This window comes from Clostridiaceae bacterium (assembly GCA_012840395.1).
Classification (GTDB): Bacteria; Bacillota; Clostridia; order Acetivibrionales; family DULL01; genus DULL01.
In genome coordinates this window covers 82,258-105,454 of the sequence record DULL01000010.1, presented here as the reverse complement: position 1 = coordinate 105,454, position 23,197 = coordinate 82,258, and the positions used below count along the sequence as shown (strand labels likewise).

Sequence of the window (23,197 nt, the reverse complement as noted above, 5' to 3'; positions counted from 1 at the left end):
TCTATGACAACTCATTTGACGAGTTCCTTCTTCATTACACTGTTCAATTTTCAAAGTCCATCCGCTGCTCCAACAAGCAGCTTTATTATACTACCACGCCGCTTCTTTTTTGTCAACTACATTTTTTCTTTTTCTTGTTGTCACTGATAATGTATCAGCAACGCAGCTTTTTTAATATACCATCAATCATATTGTTAGGGCAACTAATCATAACCATTAATAATCATAATAGTGCTAATTTATTCGCCCTATTCTTCAAAAATCTATTATAATTTATTCTTTATTAGCTTTTTCTACATCTTTGTTGCCAATAAAAAACCTAATCTCCTGTTATCTTCTTCCTTACATATACTGCATTGCCTTTCTCATTATATCTTAAACTGTTACAAAGTTCCCTGACTATTAGGATACCTCTCCCGCATTCCGGAAATTCACATATTTCATTAACATTATAAATCTCACCGGAATCAGCCTTATAACAGTTAAAGTCATAACCCTCCCCTTCATCTTCTACAGAGATTGTAACGTACCCTTTAGCAGAGAACTCTGCACATATCTTTACAGACTTACTTGAATCATATGAATTTCCATGTTTAATTGCGTTAATAATCAGCTCATTTAAAATAACTTTCAACTCAAATAATGTGGATTCATCAATACAACTGCAATTCTGTATATACTGCAAGGTTTCCTTAACTGCAAATTTTACGGCTGATATTTCGCTAGGTATAATTGCCTTATAAACTTTATAGGTATCCAACTTTCTATCTTCTCCCAACATTCTGCCTTGTACTAACAAATTGATTAATTTATACCCTTAAGACACTGTCTTATTTATACCCTTCTGCTACTTGCTGTAAACATTGCCAATAAACAAAATTAACATTTATTTTATCGTGTTTTACGGAAAATATGTGTTGAAATATTACGTAAGAATAATTACATAAAGTATTATTAACATAATAATTATATATTATATCTACATAAATTATATTATTTATTTTACATCATTATGTATATTTTATTCCATTTATATTTATCTTGGACTATTAATACTTATCAAGAATATTTCTGAACTTATCAATGGTTTTCTTTTCCAGTCTTGATACATACATTTGTGAAACACCAAGCATTTCTGCAATTTCTCTTTGGGTTTTATTATTGAAGTATCTTTCTTTTATAAAAAGTTTTTCTGTTTCATTAAACTTGTAGAGGCTTTTCTCAAGAAAATCCCTATTTTCAATCCTCTCAAATGATATTTCTTCAGACCCGATTGTCTCATGTAATTGTATGTCCTCGTCTTCAAACGCGTTCTTATCGAAGGAATTCATATTATATACATTCCAAGATTCCATTATTTCCAGAACAGTTTCCTCACTAATATTCAAATAAGAGGCTATTTCCTGCACCCGGGGAGACCTTTGCAATTCATGGGATAAATGCTCTCTGGCATGGTTAACCTTCTGATATGTTTCATATACCCTCCTCGGAATTCTAATAGTGGAACCTTTGTCACGAAAATATCTCTTTATTTCACCGATAATTGTAGGCATGGCAAAACTTACGAATTTAACACCCTTATCAGGATCAAACCTTTCAACAGCTTTAATCAAAGCTACACAAGCAACTTGATAAATATCCTCGTAGTCCACTCCTCTGTTGAGAAACTTTTTTGATATAACATCAGCAAGATAGAGATATTTATTTACTATTTTATTCCTTATCTCAACATCAGAATTTTCTCTATATCTGTTAAATAATTGTTTTTCATCAGCAGCAATTGTGCTTACTGTTTTATCATTAAGTATTATATCCCCCATATTCAAAATTTCTCCTTGAAGGTTTTTGACATGGATAGTATATAATTGTTGTTGGGACAAAGCTCTACCTTGTCCATGAGAGCTCTTATAATAGATATGCTTAATCCGTCGTCACTCTCATCAAAAATACATTTTATTGATTTGTCCTCACAATCAAATACTATTCTTAGTTCTTCCTCTGAAATGCGGAAAATAATTTTATAATGTTTAGCCGTCACGCTTCCCTTTTCTACTATTTTGCTACATACTTCAGAAACGGTAACCTTTATATCTTCAATACTATCAATATCAAAACCGACCCTGCTGGCAATACCTGAGGCAGTAAGTCTTGATACACTTACAAAATCTGCTTTAAAAGGCATGACCAGTTCAATTACATCACCATATTCCGAGTCACCATGTAACTCCCTGAGCAAGTGGCTCATTTTTCTCACTCCTTAATTATAAAAAGCTTGTCAAGACCAGTAATAACAAATAATTTTTTAATGCTATCTTTTATATTGGTAATGTATACCTCTTTATTATTTTGTTTTACTTTTTTTAATGCGCCTACAAGAATTCCTAATCCCGTGCTATCGATATAACTCAGATCTTTAAAATCAATCACCAGGTCCAGTTTCGTAGAATCAACAATATTGTTTAATTCTTCTTTAAAAGACTTGGATGTATAAATATCAACTTCCCCAGATAAGTATACATTTGTTGAATGTTCAAGCATTTCCTTGCGGATTTTAAGCCCATCTGACATTTTCGTCCCTCCTTTACACATTTTTTCAATATATCTTCAATATATCATTCATTATGTTAATTTAGTAATAATTTTAGAAATTTAACCGATAGGTCGTAGCGTTTGGTACGGGTATAAATAGCGGCAATCTTCTCATCTCCTGTAATTACATTATCAGAAAACAACCGGCTTCCACTGACATCTATTCCATATAAATGTTCTCCTGCCGTTCCTTCGTCCTCTCCTACCTCTACTTTTAATATATAATCCTTGTTTCTTTCTAGATCTATATTCAATTCATCAACTATTTCATCAAGGCTGATAAATGCTCCTTGTTTAGCATATTTTTCAAAATTAGTTTTATCGAGAATAAAAACATCAACATCACCGGCACCAAATAGTACGACCGCCTTCATTTGCATAGCGTAATTCAATTGAGGGTCATTATCCTCAGAAAGTATTGCCCCATCTATCAAAATTTCTTTAACATCTGTCCATTCATTTAATATCATTTCTTTTAAAGGTAAAGTATCTGTATAGCTGTAATCACCTACAAATGCAATACAAAAATCAGGATCTACTCTTGTTATACATCCTTTTACCGTATAACCGACAAATACTATAACTATAATGCTTATAAGTATATGAAATTTATAGTAGTGAAAAAAGTTGGACAATTTCTTCTGATTTATACCCAATTTTCTAAGAATAGGACTTGATTCATTAATCTCTTCTTCTTCAGATTTCTCTGTTGATCCTCCCATTAAAACATTATAAGCCCAGTTTAATTCCTCAATTTTGGTCTCAATATCTGCTTCAGGGTTTTCAGATTTTTCTATTTTATATCTTTTAGATAATATAAAGTACTTTCTTTCGATTTCACTTTCGCTATCTCCCTTTTTTACTCCGAGAATCTCATAAGGATCTTTTTTATGTTCCATTATTATGCACCCCTCTTAAAAAAGCCGAATGGAAAGCAAAACCGTCAATGGTGTAAAGAAGGTTTTGCTTTCCTATTTAATTGCAATATATTTTTATATATTACATTAAATATCTTTTGGTTTCATAGTAGGGAACAGCAGTACATCTCTAATTGAATAGGAATCTGTAAGTAACATTACCAATCTGTCAACTCCTATTCCTAACCCGCCTGTTGGCGGCATACCATATTCTAAAGCAGTTATAAAATCTTCATCCATCATATTAGCCGTTTCATCCCCGGACTCTCTTTTCTTAACCTGATCAATAAATCTTTCTTTTTGATCAATAGGGTCATTTAACTCAGAATATGCATTACCCATCTCCCTGCCCATTATAAATAATTCAAACCTCTCTGTCAGGTCAGGCCTTCCGGGTTTTCTCTTTGTAAGTGGGGAAATCTCTACCGGGTAGTCATATATAAATATTGGCTGAATAAGCTTATCTTCTACTAATTCTTCAAACATAAGACTCAGTACTTCCCCTTTAGTCATTTCATCTTTGACAGGAAGCTCTTTTTGTTTTGCAAAATTTCTGGCTTCCTGGTCATCAGATATATTATCAAAATCAACCCCAGTATACTTTTTAACAGCTTCAATCATGGTCATTCTTTCCCATGGCGGAGTCAAATCCAGTTCCTGGCCCTGATAACTTATTTTCATCGTGCCCAGAACTTCTTTAGCAACAGTTGAAATCAAGCCCTCAGCCAGTTCCATCATTCCTTTATAGTCTGTATAAGCCTGATACATCTCTATCATAGTAAATTCAGGATTATGCTTTATAGAAATACCTTCATTTCTAAACATTCTTCCCATTTCATATACCTTATCCAGTCCACCTACTATTAAACGTTTTAAGTATAACTCTGGAGCTATTCTAAGATAAAGGTCAATGTCAAGAGTATTATGATGTGTTATAAAAGGTCTTGCAGCTGCTCCTCCAGGTATGGTATTTAAAATAGGTGTATCTACTTCAAGGAAACCTCTTTCATCCAAATATTTTCTAATGCTCTTTATAATTTGGCTTCTTTTTATAAATGTATCCCTGACCTCAGGATTGACTATAAGATCAAGATATCTTTGGCGATATCTCAGGTCAATATCTTTAAGTCCATGCCATTTTTCAGGAAGAGGTTGAAGAGATTTAGAAAGCAGGGCCATTTCAGTTACTTTGATAGAGATTTCTCCCTTATGAGTTCTAAATACTTCTCCTTTTACCCCAACAATATCTCCTATATCATATTTTTTAAACTCCTCATAATTCTCGCTTCCTATCTGGTCTACCCTTACATATAACTGTATTCTGCCTTCCCTGTCCTGGATATCACAAAAGCTTGCCTTGCCCATTCCTCTTTTTGACATTATTCTTCCGGCAACGGCTACATTTTTTCCCTCTAATTCATCAAATCTACTAATTATTTGATTAGTGTAGTGAGTGAAATCGAATTTTACTTCATCAAATGGATTTTTATTCTTATCCTGAAGTTCTTTCAGTTTAAATCTTCTGACTTTTAAAATTTCATTTAGATCTTCCATTTCTTGTCTTAAATCTGTATTGTCTGACATTACAACTCCTCCACAGTATATATTTTATTTGTAAATGTAAATAGTTTTTCTTTTATTCAAGGCAACAGTGAAAAATCCTTTTGAGGAAAAACTTAACTCCTGTTATAAAATAACAGCTTACATTACATGTAAACTGTTACTTATTATCATTATATATTAAATTAGTTCTTATTTACAACATAAAACAACTATTACTTATTATCTGACATATAATAAAAACATATTATAAAAATTATTTCGATATCTGTAGAATTTCAAATCTAATTAATCCATCCGGAACATCGATTTCAACAATGTTTCCTTTTTGTTTGCCCATAAGCGCTTTACCAACAGGAGATTCATTTGATATTTTGGATTTCACGGGATCTGCCTCTGTTGAACCAACAATAAAATATTCATATACTTCATCAGAATCTAAATCCCGGATCTTTACCTTAGATCCTACACAAACTTTTTCTGTGTTAATATCATCTTCATCTATTACTATCGCATTCTTCAGCATGGTTTCTAACTGAAGAATCCTGCTTTCAACCTGAGCTTGATCATTCTTGGCTTCATCATATTCAGAGTTCTCTGATATATCACCGAATGAGAGAGCTTGTTTAATTCTTTCAGCTATTTCACGCCGCTTTGTACCTTTCAAAAATTCTAATTCTTCTTCCAATTTTTTTAAGCCCTCATAGGTCAATACAACTTCCTTGTTGAACATACGAAGCCACTCCTTTACAAAAAATATTTGATTGATAATATATGCATTTAAGTATTTATTATTCCATACACATTTGTGATAACTACTGTTTATTTGCGGTAATTACGCGATAATTACTATGTTGTTAATATGAATATATACATATACGTAATATCGTAATATATAAAAATTCATTACTGGTATGGTATAACGGTAACACACCGACTACTAATTTCATTAATTATAGAATACATGTATCCTATTGTCAAGAATTCATATATTTAATAAGTCATATAAACAGACATATATATTTTGTCAATTAAGGTCAACTAAACCATGTCTTCCTATTAACCCCTCTATTTTAAACCCCATTCTTATAAATTCTCTTGCCATGTTATCATATAATTCATTATCGTCCTGAAATGACAAACCGGCTTCATATTTTTGCAGCTTATAATATATTAAAGCTTCAGCTATATGAGAACTTTCATATAGTAAATTCATATTTTTGATATCCTCAGTTTTTCTTTTTATGTTTTCAGTTAAATTTATTTTAATACCATTTATTATAATATTTTTGGAATTACTTTTATTAATATCTTGGCTACCGTAATTTATTATCCATGCATTCTGATTAATTTTGGAATCCAGGTTTTTTCTTTCCATGCTTCCGAGGTTTATTACTATATCCTTGTTTTTTATACCTCTGTTTATATCACTGGTTATACTAATAGCAAGACCACTTTCTGCATATAATTTGTCTATCTCATCTTCAATTTCATTGCTAAATCCCGTAACCAAAGTCAGGTATCTAATATAAGGAGATAAAATCCTTGTAAAGGTAATAAGTTCTCCGGCATTATTTCCATGAACAATGGAAATGTCAGCCTCATTTATCATCATCTCTTTTCTCCTGCATATCTCTTCAATAATTAGTACCAATAGAGATTTAAACAAAATTTTTCCTGAGAAAGCCTGGAATAAATAATTCCCTTCATCTATAAATTTTTCTGCTGAGCCAATGGGAATAATACACTTATCTATTTTATTTGTACTGCAAATTCCACTAATTTTATTTTTAATTGTTTCTGCTTTTTTTTCAAGATCTTTTATTTCAAAGGGTAATAGTACTGATAAAATATTTATATTTTCATCATCAAACAAATCTACTATTTTTATTTCCCTGCTGTTTTTAGTTTTATTGACAATCCTGAATATTTTCTGCATTAATATTCTAAGAAACCATGGTTTAAAATTTCTTGCTTTACTATTATCTGTTTTGTCATTATCTGCTTCTTCTTCCTTAAATACTATAAAAGCAATTCTATCCATAGCAATACTTCCTTATTCTCCATAAACTTCCATTTTTATGCCCTTATATACTTAATCATCATATACTTAATCATACTTAATTAATATGATCAGCTAGATTTTTATTTGTTTCCGGCATATTAATACTATTTTGTTAGTGCTCAGAATATTCCACAAAAATAAAAAGCAGTAACGGTTTTCAGAAACACAGGAGAGCAAGGGGACGGTTCTTCTTCTTCAGTTAAACCTGAAGCAGAAGAACCGTCCCCTTGCTTCTGCAGGTATATTGAAATCAATAGCTTAAGTATCCAGGCTATAATTTGGTGCTTCTTTAGTTATATGTATGCTATGAGGATGACTTTCTCTCAATCCTGCTGGAGTTATTCTGATAAACTTTGAATTTTCAATTAATTCTTTTATAGTTCTTGTTCCGCAATATCCCATACTATGCTTTAGCCCTTCTACCAACTGGAAAACAGTATCCGAAAGGAAACCTTTATACGGTACTCTTCCTTCCACTCCCTCCGGCACAAGTTTATTTACATCTTCCTGGAAATACCTGTCCTTACTTCCTTTTTTCATCGCTCCTAATGAGCCCATTCCTCTGTATACTTTAAACTTTCTACCCTGATATATTTCAGATTCTCCAGGGCTCTCTTCTGTACCGGCAAAAAGGTTTCCCAGCATTACAACATTTGCGCCGGCAGCAATAGCCTTTGCTATATCACCTGAATATTTTATTCCTCCATCTGCAATAATAGGTATTTCATATTTTTTGGCTACTTGATAGCAATCGTTTATTGCAGTAATTTGAGGAACACCTACTCCTGTTACCACTCTTGTGGTACATATTGAACCTGGTCCAATACCAACCTTGACTGCATCTGCACCTGCCTTTATCAAGGCTTCGGCGCCTTCAGCTGTTGCCACATTTCCAGCAATTAATTGCAGATCTGGATAAGCCTTTTTGATCTCTTTAACTGCATTGATTATATTTTTTTGATGTCCATGAGCTGAATCAATAACGATTACGTCAACCTTAGCTTTAATCAAAGCTTCCACCCTGTCCATCATATCTTTTGAAACACCTACTGCAGCCCCGGCTAATAGCCTTCCGTTGGCATCTTTCGCTGAATTTGGATATTGTATTGCTTTTTCAATATCTTTGATAGTTATTAAACCTTTTAGATTACCCTCTTTATCTACTATCGGAAGTTTTTCTATCTTATGTTTCCTCAATATTTCCTGTGCCTGGTCCAATGTAGTTCCTTCCGGTGCAGTTATCAAATTGCCCTTGGTCATTACTTCATCGATCTTTTTACTATAGTCCGTTTCAAAGCGTAAATCTCTGTTGGTTAGTATTCCAACCAGCTTTCCATTTTCAGTTATGGGCACTCCGGAGATTCTGTACTTGGCCATTAGTTCTACAGCATCATATATATGATGTTTGGGCGAAAGATAAAAAGGATCTACAATTACTCCATGTTCAGATCTTTTTACCTTATCTACTTCTGTAGCCTGATCCTCTATTGACATATTTTTATGTATTATCCCTATTCCACCCTCTCTCGCTATTGCAATAGCAAGGCGGGATTCTGTAACTGTATCCATTGCAGCACTCATAATAGGTATATTTAATACAATTGTTTTTGTAAGATTTGTTGTAAGATCTATATCTTTCGGCAGCACATCTGATGCCTGAGGAACAAGCAAGACGTCATCAAACGTAAGCCCAATTTTGGCAAACTTATTTTCCACAAATACTCCTCCCACAAGTCTAAAATATTAGCATTAATTATACTAAAAGGCATATTAAAAAGCAATGTTTTTTACTTTGGAGCAAGGGGACGGTTCTTCTGCTTCCGTCAAATCGGAAGCAGAAGAACCGTCCCCTTGCTCCAAAAACTGTCCCCTTGCTTCCCTTTCTATGTTTATCTTTTTGCCTTTGGTTTGAAAGCAACTGACGCCAGATATCCAAAAAAAATTGCGGCAGCCACGCCTGCGGCAGTAGCTCTTAATCCTCCAGTAAAAGCTCCTAATAATCCATATTTATCTACTTCTTGAAAAGCCCCTTTTGCAAGGCTGTATCCGAAACCGGTCAAGGGTATTGTTGCTCCAGCCCCTCCAATATCTACAATTTTCTGATAAATTCCCATTGCCGTTAATATCACACCGATGCTTACAAATGCCACTAGGATTCTGGCCGGAGTTAACTTGGTTTTATCTATAAGAACCTGTCCTATAGCGCAGATGATTCCACCCACTAAAAAAGCATTAACATATGTCATTAGTGTTTCCTGCATAATAACATCCTCTCTAAAAAATCAATTATTCAAATTCTCTTTCAATACTCACCGCATGTGCAATGCCAGGTATTGATTCTCCTTGTTGAACACTTGTGGTACTATGAAGAGCTCCAGTTGCTACAAAAAGTATTTTGTTCAGGTTTCCTTCCTTTAATTCATGCATAATGTAACTTGCCAAAACAGTAGCAGAACATCCGCAGCCACTTCCACCCGCATGAACATCCTGTTTTTTCAGGTCGAATATCATCAAGCCACAATCCCTATGACGTTCGCCAATATCAAAACCTTTCTCTTTTAGCAAATCCTTACAAATATTACTTCCTACTAAACCAAGATCTCCTGTTATTATTAAGTCATATCTATCCACATCGAATCCTGTATCCTTAAAATGTGTTTGAATTGTATCTATTGCTGCAGGTGCCATAGCTGCTCCCATATTATTAGCATCCTTTATTCCCATGTCTACCATTCTGCCGATAGTGGCATAAGTAATATAAGGCCCTGATCCCATATTTGAAAGCAATAGTCCACCGCTGCCTGTAACAGTCCACTGGGATGTGGGAGGCCTTTGGGTACCTAATTCTAGAGGAAACCTAAATTGTTTTTCAGCAGAGCAAAAATGGCTTGACGTAATACATATAACATTATCCGCAAAACCTCCGTCAACTGCCATAGCTCCCAAAATCAGTGATTCCGCCATGGTAGAACAAGCGCCATATAAGCCGAAAAAGGGGACTTCAGAGTCTCTCAAGCCATAATTCGCTGCAATACATTGATTCAATAAATCTCCGGAAAAAATATAGTTAATTTCCTGCGGTTGTTTATCAGATTTACTAAGCAGCTTTAAATAAGTCTCCCTGATTATTTTACTTTCAGCCTTTTCCCAGCTCTTCTCTCCCCACATTTCGTCATCTATTATGCTGTCAAAAAAACTCCTCAATGGACCCTGCCCTTCTTTAGGTCCCACTATAGATGCCGATGCTACAATGCTTACAGGTGACTGAAATTTTATAGTTTGTTTCCCGTTATTTTTATTTGCCATATCGCACTCCCTTATTTCTGTTAAACACTCATAATTAGTATTGCTTTATTTGTATTGCTTTTACAATATAGATACTTTTTTTAAAAAGCAAAGTTTCTTACGTATGCAACAAATAATATATAATTCCTGCAACTATTGAAGCAGATATACCATATACAAGAACCGGACCCGCAACTATAAACATTTTTGCACCTAATCCCATAACATATCCTTCTGTCTTAAATTCCATGGCAGGTGAAACTATAGAATTTGCAAATCCAGTTATAGGAACAGTAGACCCGGCTCCTCCAAACTTTCCTATCTCATCATAAACATTTAATGCAGTAAGTAAAATTGCTATAAATATCATGGTCATGGAAGTAAGACTGGCTGTTTCTGCCTGGCCAAACCCTCTGGATTTATATACATTAGTAAAAAACTGCCCTATTGAACATATCACCCCTCCAACCAAAAAAGCCCTGGTGATATTTCTCAAAGTATTGGATTTGGGAGACATCTTTTCAGAATATTTTCTATATTCATCTTTTGTCATAATATTTTGCATATTATCCTCCTCAAAAGTTTCTTTGCTTAATCTATACTTGATATTAATTTACGCTTCGCTAAATATATACTAAAAGAATTTACTATACAAAGACCCCTCTTGAAGGTATCTTGTCCAAATTCTGCTTTGATATAATAACCCACACTATATACGCTAAAATTATGATAGCTATAAAAGCTATGACAATACTTTGTTTTCTGGAAATGCTGATCAAATTACGCACCTCTCTTTCTAATACAAATACAAACCATAAATACCATCAAAATAGATATATTCTGGCAATGTGCATATGATAAGCACTCCAATAAGTATTAGATGGTTTGAAAATAAATTTATAAGTTATTTTTTATTATTTATTATTAGAAAATGAAAAGAAAATATTCAGGACAGGCTAATTTGAATTGATTTTATTCTTTATTTCTTGAAGAATCTTCTTTTCGATCCTTGAAACTTGCACCTGAGAAATTTGAAGCATTTTCGCTATCTGAACCTGTGTCTTCTCTTTAAAATATCTTAGAAATATTATCTGCCTTTCTCTTGAATTCAGGGATTCAAGTATTTGCCTGATAGCAATTTTATCAATCAGCTCGGTTTCACTGGAACTGTCATCATTATTAAGCCTGTCAATGAGCATTAATGGGGAATTGTCTCCATCTCCGATGGTGTTATATAATGATTCGGGAGTATAACTTGCTTCTAAAGCCATTACAATATCTTCAGGAGGGATATTCATTCTTTCTGACATTTCACCAATTGTGGGTTCCCTTCCTAATTCTTTGCTCATTAATTCTTTTGTAATTCTTGCTTTATTTGATATTTCTTTTAAAGAACGGCTGACTTTTATCATTCCGTCATCCCGGATGAATCTTTTAATTTCACCTATAATCATAGGCACTGCATATGTAGAAAACTTTACTTCAAAGGAATAATCAAACTTTTTAATTGCTTTTATAAGGCCTATGCATCCGATCTGAAACAGATCTTCTGCTTCATATCCCCTGTTATTAAATCTTCTGACAATACTCCAGACCAATCCCATATTGTTTTCAACAAGGATGGCCTGAGCCTCCTTATCTCCGGCTTTTGCTCTTTTTATTAATTCAATTGTTTCCTTATCTTTATTTATGGCTTTGTTCGTATCCTTTTCAGCTTCTGAATATTCACTCATATTTCTACGAACCTCTCTAAGTATTGTTTTTATTACCCTTGTCTTTTGTACCAAAGGATTTATACATAGTTACAGTTGTTCCTTTTCCAGGCTGGGATATTACTTCTACTTCATCCATAAAACTCTCCATAACTGTAAATCCCATTCCTGATCTTTCTAGTTCAGGTTTAGAAGTATATAAAGGTTGTCTTGCAAGTTCTATATTTTCAATTCCTTTTCCTTCATCAATCACTGATATTATAACACTATCTGGATATAATTTACAAATCATCTTTATTATTCCTGTTGTATTTTCATATCCATGTATTATAGCATTAGTAACTGCTTCAGAAACAGCTGTTTTTATATCAGAAAGCTCTTCAATGGTAGGGTCAAGCTGGGACACAAATGCCGCAGCAACAACCCTGGCAAAAGATTCATTACTTGACTTGCTTATGAATTCCAGTTTCATTTCATTTATTGGCTGCATCATTATTCTCTCCCTCTGGATAATAAATAGTTACTCTATGTTAAATTCTTCTAAAGCCTCTTCATTGGTGTTATAAGCCTTCATAATTTTTAGGATACCTGACATTTCTAGAATACGCCTTATTTGTTTGTTTGGATTTACTATAGCTGCCCTGCCCTTTAGCTGAATAAGGTTTTTGTATCTTCCCATCAACACACCAATACCTGAACTGTCCATAAAATCCAGTTTGGAAAAATCAAATATGATATCCCTGGTAGTTGATTTAACTATCTCAGAATCAATTTTCTGTCTAAAATATTCTGCAGTATGATGGTCCAGTTCACCATATACTTTAACTATCAATACAGCACCTTTACGGGTAAATTTAACTGTCAAGATTACCCTCTCCCTTACCAACTAATGTTAATGCATAATAAAAAAATAAATATATTATATATAGTTCTTCAACAAGAAAAATTTCCCTTCATAGAATTATGTAAGGTTTTGTAGAATATAATTAATTTATCAACATAATCTGACAAAAAGGAAAATAATACTTAGAGATACTTGCCGTTTCTCAAATCTTCTGCAATTTTATCTAGTTTGCGTAGTCTGTGATTGACTCCCGATTTTCCAATAGGGGGAGTTAACATTTCACCAAGTTCTTTAAGGCTGGCCTCACTGTATTCTAATCTTAATTCTGCAATTTCCTTCAGACTAGCAGGAATATTATCCAGTCCAACGGTATCTTTAATATAATTTATATTTTCAATCTGCCTTAATGAGGCATTTATAGTCTTATCTAAATTAGCTGTTTCACAATTCACTATCCGGTTAATACTGTTTCTCATATCTTTCATTATTCTTATATTTTCCATTTTCAGCAGAGCATTGTGAGCACCAATAATATTAAGAAAATCAACTATGTTTTCACCTTCTTTTAAATATGTGACATAGTTGGATTTCCTTTTTATTATCTTCGGGCTTAAACTAAATTTTTCCATAATTTCTTTCACTTCAATGGCAAATTTCTGATTCTTGCAGGTTATTTCCAGGTGATATGTTTTTTCAGGATCACTTACCGATCCTCCGCCCAGAAAAGCTCCTCTAAGAAATGCTCTCATACAGCAATTATTTTGAGACCAATCTTCAACACTTTTCCCTACTATCATAACCAATATATAGGAAATTTTCTTATTTAATTTTTTATTCCGTCTTATTGTGATCTCAGGATGAATGCCAAAAAGCATCTTCACAATTGAATATACCCTGCGGGCAAAAGCTGCATTTTCTGTTACTATTCTAATCTTAAAATTATCATTGCCATATGACTTAACTTCACCGCTAATTTTAACAACTGCAGCCAATTCAGCAGCATAACAGCAGTTTTCCTGGCTTTCAATTCTACACAATTCATTTTTTATTGAAGATGAGAAAGACAATTTTTTTACCTCCCTTCATAGTATACCCTCAATATTTCGGCTACACTCCATGCCTGGGCAATGCATCCTTTTGGCCTATGGGGATGGTCTCCGTCAAAAATTTCTGAAATATTTCCTGCGCATCCATCTCTAAGATGTTCTTCAAAAGGTTTTAATAAATAATGGACAAGTTCCATATAAGTTTCATTTTTTCCATACACTTTCCTGAAAGCACTTATGAGATGGCCAAGAGGCCATGTCCATACTGTTCCCTGATGATAGGCACTATCCCTATTATACTGATCTCCGGTATATATACCCTTATAATTAGAAGACTTGACAGATAAACTTCTAAGACCATATGGAGTATAAAGTTCCCTTAATACTTTGTCTATGATTTTTGCAGCTAGGTCTCCTTGAATTACAGGGTAAGAAAGGCTCACGGCAAATATCTGGTTTGGCCTTATATCGGTGTTTTTGTAATTGCCTGACACATAATCATAAAGGCATTGATCTTCTTCATTCCAGAAAGTCTTAATAAATGAATCTTTTACTTTTTCTGCAAGCTGTCCATAGTATCCTTCAGTAGTTTTTTCAAACTTGTTCTGGAGAAAATCCAATATCCTTAACCCATTGTACCATAAGGCATTTACTTCGACAGTTTTTCCACATCTTGGGGTAATAACCACATCTCCTACCTTAGCATCCATCCAGGTCAGCTGTGTATTCTTGTCACCGGCAGTTATAAGCCCGTCATCGTCCATTTTTATATTATAAAGTGTACCTTTAATATAATGTTCTACTATACTTTTTGCGCTATTGTACAAATATTCTGATACAAATTCATAATCTTCAGTGTAAGACAGATATTTATTTATTGCCTCCAAATACCACAGAGATGCATCCACCGTGTTGTACAAAGGCTCATGGTCTTCATCGGGAAACATATTTGGAATTAGTCCGTCCTTTTCATATTTTGAAAATGTATATAGGATTTCTTTGGCATCATTTATCCTGCCGGTTGGAAGTGTCAAGCCAGGCAATGCAATCATGGCATCTCTTCCCCAGTCAGTGAACCAGGGGTATCCGGCTATTATTGTCTTAGCGTTGGTAGACTTCCTGTATACTATAAATTTATCTGCAGCTTCTGCAAGTTTTAAAGCAAACTCATCTTTATAGCGGCAAATGTTATGTAATCTGCCTATCCTTTTTTCTTCATTACATATAATATCCTGCATATACAGATATGCAGGTTTTATCTCTGTTGTAGCAACTATGGATATTTCTCTTGTTTCCCGGGGTTCTATATCCAGTTCAAAGAATCCCGGGACATAATGGTCTTCAGTACAAGGAAGTCCCCTTTCTTTTTCAATAGGATATTCCATATTAATAAACCAGTTATCCTTTGTATCAATAAACTTACCTGCATTGCAATATATTTGAATATTTATATCATAATTATCAGGCTTTATTAGTACGAAATCACTTTCTGCAAGTGTACTAAAGCTCATATGTGATTTATTGGAATTATGGTGATAATTCCTGAAGTTAACCAAGGGTGCCAACTTTATTTTTATTCTGCTTGATCCATTAACTATACGATATAAGACTCCAGTGGTGTTTTCCCCATAGACCATACAAATAATTTTTTCAATAAATACATCTTCAACATTATAAAAAAAATGAGGAATATTATTAACCTCAACTCTTTGCAGATACTTGTATCCATCCATGATAAAGTCCGGAGTTTTAAATGAATATAAATTATATTTATTATTACCTATCTCAACGCTTTCATCAATTTTCGATAAAATAAGATGTCTTTGTACAGGAGGATTTAATGAGGCAACCAGTAAACCATGATATCTCCTGGTGTTGGCACAGATAATTGTTGAAGATGCAAATCCGCCAATTCCATTAGTAAGCAGCCACTCTTTTTCTATTCCTCTTTCAAAGGTTGTCCAATCAGCCAAGCCATACTTCATTCTTTATTAAAGTGCTCCTTTACTGCTTTTATTAATATCCCTGTGATCAGTAATAACAGTGTACTCTTTTTTAGAGAGAATTGCCTGAAGAGTATCCGCAATTACAACTGATCTGTGTCTTCCTCCGGTACAACCAATTCCAATAACAAGCTGGGATTTTCCTTCTTTTATATAATTCGGTATGAGAAAGTCAAGCATGTCCGATAATTTGTTTAAAAATTCAGTTGTTTCATTAAACTTGAATACATAGTCCTTTACTGCTTCATTTTTCCCTGTTAAGTTTTTCATTGAACTAATATAATAAGGATTTGGTATAAAACGGACATCAAAAACAAGGTCACACTCTATGGGTATACCGTATTTGAAGCCAAAGGAAATAATGTTTATTATCATTCCCTTAAAAACTTTTCCTTCTACAATAATACCGGTAATTTCTTCCTTTAACTGCCTTGGAGTAAGATTTGAAGTATCTATAATATGGTCCGCCTTCTTTTTTATTGGTTCCAGGAGTTTGCGTTCATCATTGATACCCTTAATAAGCCTTCCTTCTGTAGCCAGCGGGTGCATACGCCGGCTCTCTTTATATCTTTTTACCAATACCTTATCAGAGGCTTCCATAAATATAATACTATATGACAGTCCTGCAGCTTTTAATTCATCCAATGCCGGAAACAGGTCATTTAACAATTCACCTCCACGCACATCAATCACCAGGGCGATTTTGTCCATTTTCCCCCTGCTCTGATAGCAGATTTCGGCAAATTTTGGAATAAGTGAAGGTGGAAGATTATCAACGCAGAAGAAACCTAAGTCTTCCAAATATTTCGCGACCAGACTCTTTCCGGCTCCAGAAATCCCAGTAATCACAATAAATTTCACATTCACGTTCCTCACTCTTCTCCAACAATTTTTACTTCAGTTTGAAGTGTAACTCCAAATTTTTCTTTTACCTTTTCCTGAATATACTCTATTAAATTAATTATATCGGCAGAAGAAGCATTATCAGCATTCACTATAAACCCGCAATGTTTACAGGAAACCTCAGCCCCTCCAATCCTATATCCTCTTAAGCCACAATCCTGGATCAATTTCCCTGCAAAGAAACCCTCCGGCCTTTTGAAAATGCTGCCTGCACTTGGCAATTCCAGAGGTTGCTTTTCTCTTCTTTGATTCTTGAATGATTCCATTAATGTTTTTATTTCATCTTTATTCCCTTTTTTTAATAAAATTTCAGACTTTAGGACAATACCTCCGTCCTGTTGTATAAAACTTGTTCTCTTGCCAAATTTATGCTGTTTGCCTTCTATGATATTAATATTGTTCTGGTTGTCAAGGTAGTGGGTCCTGATAACTATATCTGACATTTCACCACCATAAGCACCTGCATTCATGGTAACTGCTCCACCAAGGGTACCTGGTATACCTTCTGCAAATTCCATTCCTGTGAGTTCATTTTCCAGAGCTATTCTGGCTAATTTAGAAACAAAAATACCGGCCTCAGCTTCAATTATGTTATCTTTAACAGTGTATTGGCTAAATTTTTCAGAAAGCTTTACTACCACTCCTCTTATTCCTTTATCCCTTACAATAAGATTTGTCCCATTTCCCATAACAAATATAGGCAAATTCTCTGCGCTGCAAAATTCGATAACTTCACGTAAACTCTCAATACTGCAAGGGGTAAGTAAAAAATCTGCCGGACCTCCACATTTCATGGAAGTATGATTTTTTAAAGGTTCATCCTGCATAACATTTTCATTTCCAACAATATCAGATAAAGCTTTAAAAATTCTGTTTTTATCCAGATAACCAGCTCCCTTTCAGTAAATCTAAATCATCAGATCTTATTTACCAATTCTTTTCTTTCTCTCTAAGAGGTAATTTTCAATTTTATCTGTTGAAGTATTTAAAACAAGTTCTTCAGGCATCTCTGCTTTCTCCAGAATTTTATAAACCTTGTCAAAAATACCTACTTCAAAACTAATATGTGCATCACTTCCACAAACAACACGTACACCATATTCCTTGCATTTTAATGCGAATTTTATACAGTTCTCTTCGCTGCCTCTTCTGGTAATGAAAGATTGGTTGTTTATCTCTAATAGTTTATTATATTCTTTTGCAGCTTTTACAACCTTTTCTATATCAACCTGAAATTTTGGATTTCCAGGATGAGCTACCGCGTCAATCAAGGGATTTTTCAGTACATTTATCAATGCCCTGGTATTCTCATCCATTGAAAAAGGTTCAATTACCACATCATGGAGACTGGCTAAAACAAACTCCATTTTTCTTAGCACGCGATCCGGAATGTCCACATCTCCGTCACTATTAATAATATTTGCTTCTACTCCCTTTATTATCCTTATTCCATATATATATTCAGGTATAACCTTCATATTTGAAAAATGAAAAATTCCTGATGCTCCAGGTAAACTAGGTCCATGATCTGTTATGGCTATCATTTCCATACCATTTTGTTTTGCTCCCGCTGCCATCTCCTGTATTGTGCTGTACGCATGGCCGCTTGATATTGTGTGTGTATGAATGTCGGCTACCAGTCTCAAAATATATCCTCCTAATCTTTGTGCTTGTTCATGTCTCTCATTATTCTTTCATTTAATACCTTTGCAGCATTATAACCCATCTTTTTCTGCCGGTTATTCATGGCAGCTACTTCAACAATAATGGCCAGATTTCTGCCCGGCCTTACAGGTATTATTAATGAAGGGATTTTAATTCCCAGTATCTCAGTATATTCATCATCAATGCCAAGCCTGTCATAATTTTTCTCTCTGTCCCAGTGCTCTAAATGAATTACCAGATTAATTGTTTCCAACATATTCACAGAACCTACTCCGTAAAGGTTCTTTACATCAAGTATACCCACTCCTCTGATCTCAATGAAGTGTCTTATTCTGTCAGGAGCTGCTCCTAAAAGAGTTTTATCAGATACTTTCCTTATTTCCACTACATCATCAGCAATAAGCCTATGACCTCTCTTAACTAATTCAAGAGCAGTTTCGCTTTTACCAACTCCACTTTCTCCAAGAATAAGTATTCCTTCACCATATACTTCCACCAATACACCATGTTTGGTTATTCTTGGGGCAAGGTGAAGATTCAGATACCTAATCAGACCGCTTAAGAACCTTGAGGTAATGTCTGATGTGCCTAGGACAGGTATATCGTATTTTTTTGATATTTCCTCCATCTCCGGAGGGGCTTTCAACCCACGGGCAATTACAACACAGGGAAACCCATGGTTAAAATAGTCATCTAATATCTTGTACCTTTTTTCAGAAGATAATTCATTAAGGTAAGCAATCTCAGCCATCCCCATTATCTGCACTCTGGAAGAATCAAAGTGTTCAAAATAACCAACAAATTCAAGACCTGGCCTGTTAACGTCAGCGGTGGTTACCGAAATTTCGTCAATACGCTTGTTATTCATTAGATTGATAAGCTGAAATTCCCCTATAATATCTTTCAATGGTACTGAAAACACATGATTCACCACCGTTATCAATAAATATATACCTTTGCCAGTAATTATTTTCTATTATCTACAATTATTTACTATAATCCATAGTTACTTACTTTTTAGATATTCATCTATTGCTTTAGCCGCCTTTTTACCAGCCCCCATTGCAAGTATTACCGTTGCCGCTCCTGTTACGGCATCTCCTCCGGCAAATACCCCTGCTTTACTGGTAGCGCCTGTCTCTTCATCTGCAATTATTCCTCCCCATTTATGGGTATCAAGATCAGGTGTAGTTGATTTTATCAAAGGATTGGGAGTTTGTCCGATTGCTATTATAACTGTATCTACCTCAATTATTTTTTCTGAGCCTGGTTTTGGCATAGGACGTCTTCTTCCTGAGCTATCAGGCTCTCCAAGTTCCATTTCTATACATTCAATACCTTCTACAAAACCGTCCTTATTACCCAATATCCTTGTGGGGTTGGTTAAAAGCTTAAACTCAATGCCTTCCTCCTTTGCATGGTGGACTTCTTCAAGTCTTGCCGGCATTTCAGCTTCAGAACGCCTGTATACAATATACACATTTTCTGCTCCAAGCCTTTTTGCACTTCTTGCCGCATCCATGGCTACATTTCCTCCGCCTATAACCGCAACATTCTTTCCGATTTTTACAGGAGTATCATATTCAGGGAACTTATAGGCTTTCATAAGATTAACCCTGGTCAAAAACTCATTGGCTGAATAAACTCCATTTAGATTTTCACCTGGAATATTCATAAATGAAGGGAGTCCTGCTCCTGTACCGATAAAAATTGCTTCATAGCCTTCCTGCATTAATTCATCCAGAGAAAATATTTTTCCTATTACCATATTTGTTTTTATTTCAACCCCAAGATTCTTGACATAATCAATTTCCTTCTGGACAAGTTCTTTAGGCAGCCTGAACTCGGGGATGCCATACATTAAGACTCCTCCGGGAGTATGGAAGGCTTCAAATATAGTAACATCATAACCTAATTTTGCCAGGTCTGCAGCACAAGTAAGCCCAGCAGGACCTGATCCTATAACTGCTACCTTTTTCCCGTTCTTTTCTATATTATCCATTTCAGCTTCATTATTTTTCATATTTTCCATATGCCAGTCTGCGGCAAATCTCTCAAGTCTGCCTATTCCAACAGGCTCTCCTTTTTTTCCTCTGACACACAGAAGCTCACACTGTGTTTCCTGGGGGCAAACTCTTCCACATATGGCAGGTAAGTTATTTGTTTCTTTTATTTTTTGGTAGGCTTGTTCAAAATCACCTTCCGCTATAAACTTAATAAATTCGGGAATCTTTACATTTACAGGGCATCCTGATATACATGGTTTATGCTTGCATTGCAAGCATCTTTGAGCTTCCTCTCTTGCCATATCTTCTGTATATCCCAAAGCCACTTCTGAAAAATTCTTGTTTCTGATTTCAGGTTTCTGTTCTGGCATATTTACTTTTTTCAGCGACATATTAGGCATTAACATCAGCCTCCTTTATCCTGCATCTGTGCATTTCCAGCGACTTAATCTCTTCATTTTTATACATAGCTTGTCTTCTTATGGCTTCATCAAAATCTACCTCATGGCCATCAAAATCGGGGCCATCAACACATGCAAACTTTGTTTTCCCGCCTACAGTAACACGGCATCCTCCACACATTCCGGTACCATCGATCATAACAGGATTCATGCTTACAATTGTCTTAATACCGTAATGTTTTGTAAGGTTGCTTACTGCCTTCATCATTACCAGGGGCCCTATTGCTATTACAAGTTCATATTTGTTTCCTTCTTCAAGAAGTCTTTTTAATACATCGGTAACAAATCCCTTATTACCGTTTGAACCATCATCAGTGGTAACAAATAATCTATTGCTTATTTCCTTCAATTTATCTTCAAGTATTATAAGGTCCTTGTTTCTGAATCCAATTATTACATCAACTTCCGCATTATTATTATATAGTTTCTTGGCCTGGGGATATGCAATGGCAGTACCTAGTCCGCCTCCAATAACAGCTACCTTTTTATTCCTATATTCCTCAACATGAGAGGGTACACCTAAAGGACCGACAAAATCCAAAATACTGTCCCCTTCATTCAATGAACCAAGGAGCTCTGTTGTTTTTCCTACCTCCTGAAAAATTATTGTTACAGTCCCTTTATCCCTATCAAAATCAGCTATGGTTAATGGAATTCTTTCCCCTTTTTCATTCACTCTTATTATGACAAATTGTCCCGGTTCTGCTTTTCTTGCCACAAATGGAGCTTCAATTTCCATAAGCTTTACTGAAGGATTTAAGACCTCTTTTTTTAGAATCTTGTACATTTTCAACACCTCTTGATGTTATTTAGTGGATTATCAATTAATGGAATATTGGCTAAATGAAGTAAATATCATGTTTATTGAGTTAATTTTATATTTAATAACTCATTAAGTCAACCTTTCCCAAATGTTTACCTGCAAAATCCTCTACAGGTCAAAAGGCCTTATTTCATAGCCCTGTGCTCTTATATCCTTAATCAGTCTGTCAAGAACCTCTGCATTATCCTTGGAAACTGCATGTAAAAGAAGCACAGCCCCGTTGTGCAAATTGCTCATAATCTTATTGTAAGCATATTCCTGACCTTTTTGATCATTCACATCATAATCCTTATAGGCAAAGCTCCAGAATACAGTTTTGTAACCTAGCTGTTTTGCAGCTGCAAGGACTCTTTCACTGTACTCTCCCATAGGAGGCCTCATATATTCAAATCTTTCTCCATATAATTCAAAGAATCTTTCTTCAAGACCGGCCAGTTCTTTTTCCAATCTTGAATTATCAACTCCAGGAAGACTAGGATGGTTAACCGTATGATTTCCAACCTTATGACCCTCTTGCAACATTCTTTTAATCAGGTCAGGATTTTTTTCAATATATGAACCTGTCACGAAGAAAATTGACTTCACATCATTTTCTTTTAAGACATCCAAAATTTTTGAAGTATACCCATTTTCATACCCCTCGTCAAAAGTCAGATAAATATGCTTCTGGGTAGTATCTCCAGTAAAAATCCCATCATACTTATCAATTAATTTTCTGGCTACCTCAGGAATACCAGGAGTCACATGTTCGGTATTCTGGTTTATCCACCAGGAATATTTAGTGTTATCCAATTTATCCAATTCTTCAAAATTAAGTATTTCAGATAATTCAGGCTTTTGCTCAACAGGCTGGTTTTCATTATCTTGATCCTGCTGAGATTCATTACTGCTACCAGTATTTGAATTACCGGAATCTTGATGAACATTTTCACTTTTCCCGTATTCTTCCGCTTGCTCTACTTCCTCCTTTTCAATATCATTCTCTTCATCCTCTTGGCCGGCGTAATTTTTTTCCGAATCATATTCATCATCAGGTCTTGTTTCTTTATATGTTTCTTTCTCTTTTTGGAGTCCTGCTCCTTTAATAAGCGGCAACAATGATCCGACAAAAAGAGTAGTAACATACACCAGCACTAGAACTACACTGATTATTGCTATAATCAACTTCATCTTCTGCATGTATTTTCATCCCTTGTATAGTATAAAGTATAAGACAAAATTCACTTATTTCACATTATACTACAATTATCATCAATATATATAGCAAATAAATAAACTTTTTTGTCAACCTGATGAAAAAATTTTCCTAATCAAAATA

At 34.6% G+C, this 23,197-nt stretch carries 24 protein-coding genes; all 24 read right to left on the bottom strand.

The genetic code is table 11. The annotated features are described in order from the left end of the window. Window positions 1–319: 319 nt before the first annotated feature. Window positions 320–760, bottom strand: a complete 441-nt coding sequence (locus tag GXX20_01455) for an ATP-binding protein (protein HHW30332.1) — start codon at window positions 758–760, stop codon at window positions 320–322. Between the two features lie 289 nt (window positions 761–1,049). Further along, entirely contained in the window at window positions 1,050–1,820 is a 771-nt protein-coding gene (locus tag GXX20_01450) for a SigB/SigF/SigG family RNA polymerase sigma factor (GenBank protein ID HHW30331.1), read from the bottom strand. A gap of 2 nt (window positions 1,821–1,822) precedes the next feature. Next, window positions 1,823–2,245, bottom strand: a complete 423-nt coding sequence (locus GXX20_01445; protein ID HHW30330.1) for an anti-sigma regulatory factor — start codon at window positions 2,243–2,245, stop codon at window positions 1,823–1,825. A gap of 5 nt (window positions 2,246–2,250) precedes the next feature. Beyond that, window positions 2,251–2,568 (bottom strand): STAS domain-containing protein, encoded by a 318-nt coding sequence (locus GXX20_01440; protein ID HHW30329.1) that lies wholly within the window; start codon window positions 2,566–2,568, stop codon window positions 2,251–2,253. 56 nt (window positions 2,569–2,624) lie between these two features. Further along, window positions 2,625–3,488, bottom strand: a complete 864-nt coding sequence (locus tag GXX20_01435) for a DnaJ domain-containing protein (GenBank protein HHW30328.1) — start codon at window positions 3,486–3,488, stop codon at window positions 2,625–2,627. Window positions 3,489–3,593: 105 nt separating this feature from the next. Then, on the bottom strand, window positions 3,594–5,090 hold the full coding sequence (gene lysS, locus GXX20_01430) for a lysine--tRNA ligase (protein HHW30327.1): 1,497 nt from the start codon (window positions 5,088–5,090) through the stop codon (window positions 3,594–3,596). Window positions 5,091–5,322: 232 nt separating this feature from the next. Next, window positions 5,323–5,799, bottom strand: a complete 477-nt coding sequence (gene greA / locus GXX20_01425) for a transcription elongation factor GreA (protein ID HHW30326.1) — start codon at window positions 5,797–5,799, stop codon at window positions 5,323–5,325. 294 nt (window positions 5,800–6,093) lie between these two features. After that, window positions 6,094–7,110 (bottom strand): hypothetical protein, encoded by a 1,017-nt coding sequence (locus GXX20_01420; GenBank protein HHW30325.1) that lies wholly within the window; start codon window positions 7,108–7,110, stop codon window positions 6,094–6,096. A 279-nt stretch (window positions 7,111–7,389) separates the two neighbouring features. After that, window positions 7,390–8,847 (bottom strand): IMP dehydrogenase, encoded by a 1,458-nt coding sequence (guaB, locus tag GXX20_01415; protein ID HHW30324.1) that lies wholly within the window; start codon window positions 8,845–8,847, stop codon window positions 7,390–7,392. A 173-nt stretch (window positions 8,848–9,020) separates the two neighbouring features. Beyond that, the gene (gene spoVAE, locus GXX20_01410; protein HHW30323.1) at window positions 9,021–9,377 is read right to left on the bottom strand and encodes a stage V sporulation protein AE; all 357 of its coding nucleotides are present in this window, start codon (window positions 9,375–9,377) and stop codon (window positions 9,021–9,023) included. A gap of 40 nt (window positions 9,378–9,417) precedes the next feature. Next, the gene (gene spoVAD, locus GXX20_01405; GenBank protein HHW30322.1) at window positions 9,418–10,437 is read right to left on the bottom strand and encodes a stage V sporulation protein AD; all 1,020 of its coding nucleotides are present in this window, start codon (window positions 10,435–10,437) and stop codon (window positions 9,418–9,420) included. A gap of 97 nt (window positions 10,438–10,534) precedes the next feature. Beyond that, window positions 10,535–10,981, bottom strand: coding sequence for a stage V sporulation protein AC (gene spoVAC / locus GXX20_01400; GenBank protein HHW30321.1), 447 nt, complete (start codon window positions 10,979–10,981; stop codon window positions 10,535–10,537). A gap of 391 nt (window positions 10,982–11,372) precedes the next feature. After that, complete coding sequence (gene sigF, locus GXX20_01395) at window positions 11,373–12,149, bottom strand: RNA polymerase sporulation sigma factor SigF (protein HHW30320.1); 777 nt, start codon at window positions 12,147–12,149, stop codon at window positions 11,373–11,375. Window positions 12,150–12,165: 16 nt separating this feature from the next. Then, window positions 12,166–12,618: an anti-sigma F factor gene (locus GXX20_01390; protein HHW30319.1), complete on the bottom strand. Its 453-nt coding sequence runs from the start codon at window positions 12,616–12,618 to the stop codon at window positions 12,166–12,168. A 30-nt stretch (window positions 12,619–12,648) separates the two neighbouring features. Next, window positions 12,649–12,993 carry an anti-sigma F factor antagonist gene (gene spoIIAA / locus GXX20_01385; GenBank protein ID HHW30318.1) on the bottom strand — a complete coding sequence of 115 codons (345 nt, stop codon included), beginning with the start codon at window positions 12,991–12,993 and terminating at the stop codon, window positions 12,649–12,651. A gap of 161 nt (window positions 12,994–13,154) precedes the next feature. Further along, window positions 13,155–14,039, bottom strand: coding sequence for a DNA-binding protein WhiA (gene whiA / locus GXX20_01380; GenBank protein ID HHW30317.1), 885 nt, complete (start codon window positions 14,037–14,039; stop codon window positions 13,155–13,157). 5 nt (window positions 14,040–14,044) lie between these two features. Continuing rightward, window positions 14,045–16,003 (bottom strand): glycogen debranching protein, encoded by a 1,959-nt coding sequence (locus GXX20_01375; GenBank protein ID HHW30316.1) that lies wholly within the window; start codon window positions 16,001–16,003, stop codon window positions 14,045–14,047. A gap of 6 nt (window positions 16,004–16,009) precedes the next feature. After that, window positions 16,010–16,882, bottom strand: coding sequence for an RNase adapter RapZ (rapZ, locus tag GXX20_01370; protein ID HHW30315.1), 873 nt, complete (start codon window positions 16,880–16,882; stop codon window positions 16,010–16,012). A gap of 11 nt (window positions 16,883–16,893) precedes the next feature. Further along, window positions 16,894–17,808: a UDP-N-acetylmuramate dehydrogenase gene (gene murB, locus GXX20_01365; GenBank protein HHW30314.1), complete on the bottom strand. Its 915-nt coding sequence runs from the start codon at window positions 17,806–17,808 to the stop codon at window positions 16,894–16,896. A 39-nt stretch (window positions 17,809–17,847) separates the two neighbouring features. After that, window positions 17,848–18,570, bottom strand: coding sequence for a phosphatase (locus tag GXX20_01360; protein ID HHW30313.1), 723 nt, complete (start codon window positions 18,568–18,570; stop codon window positions 17,848–17,850). A gap of 11 nt (window positions 18,571–18,581) precedes the next feature. Further along, window positions 18,582–19,511, bottom strand: coding sequence for an HPr(Ser) kinase/phosphatase (gene hprK / locus GXX20_01355; protein HHW30312.1), 930 nt, complete (start codon window positions 19,509–19,511; stop codon window positions 18,582–18,584). An 84-nt stretch (window positions 19,512–19,595) separates the two neighbouring features. Further along, entirely contained in the window at window positions 19,596–20,996 is a 1,401-nt protein-coding gene (gltA, locus tag GXX20_01350) for an NADPH-dependent glutamate synthase (GenBank protein ID HHW30311.1), read from the bottom strand. Beyond that, complete coding sequence (locus GXX20_01345) at window positions 20,989–21,843, bottom strand: sulfide/dihydroorotate dehydrogenase-like FAD/NAD-binding protein (GenBank protein HHW30310.1); 855 nt, start codon at window positions 21,841–21,843, stop codon at window positions 20,989–20,991. Before GXX20_01345 ends, gltA begins: the two co-directional genes overlap by 8 nt. A 144-nt stretch (window positions 21,844–21,987) precedes the next feature. After that, window positions 21,988–23,049 (bottom strand): delta-lactam-biosynthetic de-N-acetylase, encoded by a 1,062-nt coding sequence (gene pdaA, locus GXX20_01340; GenBank protein ID HHW30309.1) that lies wholly within the window; start codon window positions 23,047–23,049, stop codon window positions 21,988–21,990. Window positions 23,050–23,197 lie beyond the last annotated feature (148 nt).

Bases quoted from the DNA above. Each gene is read 5' to 3' on its own strand.
- GXX20_01420 (HHW30325.1), bottom strand. From the start codon at position 7,110: ATGGATAGAATTGCTTTTATAGTATTTAAGGAAGAAGAAGCAGATAAT.
- spoVAE (HHW30323.1), bottom strand. From the start codon at position 9,377: ATGACATATGTTAATGCTTTTTTAGTGGGTGGAATCATCTGCGCTATA.
- spoVAC (HHW30321.1), bottom strand. From the start codon at position 10,981: ATGCAAAATATTATGACAAAAGATGAATATAGAAAATATTCTGAAAAG.
- sigF (HHW30320.1), bottom strand. From the start codon at position 12,149: ATGAGTGAATATTCAGAAGCTGAAAAGGATACGAACAAAGCCATAAAT.
- GXX20_01445 (HHW30330.1), bottom strand. From the start codon at position 2,245: ATGAGCCACTTGCTCAGGGAGTTACATGGTGACTCGGAATATGGTGAT.
- GXX20_01440 (HHW30329.1), bottom strand. From the start codon at position 2,568: ATGTCAGATGGGCTTAAAATCCGCAAGGAAATGCTTGAACATTCAACA.
- GXX20_01450 (HHW30331.1), bottom strand. From the start codon at position 1,820: ATGGGGGATATAATACTTAATGATAAAACAGTAAGCACAATTGCTGCT.
- pdaA (HHW30309.1), bottom strand. From the start codon at position 23,049: ATGAAGTTGATTATAGCAATAATCAGTGTAGTTCTAGTGCTGGTGTAT.
- spoVAD (HHW30322.1), bottom strand. From the start codon at position 10,437: ATGGCAAATAAAAATAACGGGAAACAAACTATAAAATTTCAGTCACCT.
- greA (HHW30326.1), bottom strand. From the start codon at position 5,799: ATGTTCAACAAGGAAGTTGTATTGACCTATGAGGGCTTAAAAAAATTG.
- GXX20_01345 (HHW30310.1), bottom strand. From the start codon at position 21,843: ATGTACAAGATTCTAAAAAAAGAGGTCTTAAATCCTTCAGTAAAGCTT.
- gltA (HHW30311.1), bottom strand. From the start codon at position 20,996: ATGCCTAATATGTCGCTGAAAAAAGTAAATATGCCAGAACAGAAACCT.
- GXX20_01435 (HHW30328.1), bottom strand. From the start codon at position 3,488: ATGGAACATAAAAAAGATCCTTATGAGATTCTCGGAGTAAAAAAGGGA.
- GXX20_01375 (HHW30316.1), bottom strand. From the start codon at position 16,003: ATGAAGTATGGCTTGGCTGATTGGACAACCTTTGAAAGAGGAATAGAA.
- GXX20_01390 (HHW30319.1), bottom strand. From the start codon at position 12,618: ATGCAGCCAATAAATGAAATGAAACTGGAATTCATAAGCAAGTCAAGT.
- lysS (HHW30327.1), bottom strand. From the start codon at position 5,090: ATGTCAGACAATACAGATTTAAGACAAGAAATGGAAGATCTAAATGAA.